Source organism: Lactiplantibacillus sp. 30.2.29 (assembly GCF_018991255.1).
In the GTDB taxonomy this organism is placed as follows: domain Bacteria; phylum Bacillota; class Bacilli; order Lactobacillales; family Lactobacillaceae; genus Lactiplantibacillus; species Lactiplantibacillus pentosus.
Window position 1 is genome coordinate 1 of record NZ_JAGYGU010000099.1, and the last position, 947, is coordinate 947.

The 947-nt window shown below is 37.3% G+C and carries 1 protein-coding gene; it reads right to left on the bottom strand.

Annotated features, from left to right (window positions below; genetic code table 11):
• Positions 1-268 precede the first annotated feature (268 nt).
• Positions 269-706 (bottom strand): MarR family winged helix-turn-helix transcriptional regulator, encoded by a 438-nt coding sequence (locus KGF65_RS16680; RefSeq protein ID WP_056986434.1) that lies wholly within the window; start codon positions 704-706, stop codon positions 269-271.
• Positions 707-947 lie beyond the last annotated feature (241 nt).

A 947-nucleotide genomic window follows, 5' to 3' on the forward strand; every position in this document is an offset into this window, starting at 1 on the left:
GGTAGATTGTAAAATTAATCCGAACGCTGTTCGGATTAATTTTACAATCTACCATATATCTAAGCTTTTTTAATGGTGAGAAACTTTGCCACTTGCAATGCTCGATTAATTACTTAGGTATACAAAATGATTATTGTCACGAGACTAAAATAATCTTAATGTTTAAATTTTCTTCATTTCAATAAAAGACCGGTCTGCCAAAACCCAAAGATTTTAACAGACTGATCTTTATTTACATTAGTACATCTTGACTTATCTTGAAAAAACTTTAATTTATCCTAGCAAGTTGTTGTGACAAAGTTTCCACTTGTTTAGTCAACTTCTCCAGATCGTGACTCTGGTTGAAAGCTTTTAAGTTCGCTTGCACTTGCCGAACACCTTCCTGGACCCTTTCTTGGCCATTAACAGTCAAAGATAGCCAAACAATTCGTCGATCATTTGGATTCACTTGTGATTGAATTAAATTATCTTGAATCAATCGCCAAGTATTCCTGGAAATTAGTGTGCGCGTGACCGTGAATGCATCAGCTAATTCACTAGCAGTAGCTTGCCCATGTTGTTCAAGATAGACTAATATTCCCCACTCACGCATTGAAAATTCAGTTTTGGCCAGTCCTTGCACTAACATCTGGTATGCCTGATTCTGAATAGCTTGCAGGGTTGTTAAGCTCTCAAACTGGTTCTTAATTTGCTGCTGATTTAGCATATAATATCATCCTATTCTTTGTACTGCCGCTGAGTCATTCCGAAGAGTTATAACAAACTACTCATGGCTAATAGTAATAAGCCCCTCAGTGTCATATGTCGTTGGTCAGTTTCATCAGTTCGAGGCAACCATTGATCTACAAAATTAGTAGCCGCTGTTTGACCAGCCTGAACCGGTTTAGCAGCATCGTTGATTGGCTCGGGTTAATAGAAACTCTAAAATCTGTCGATAAACTATTTAT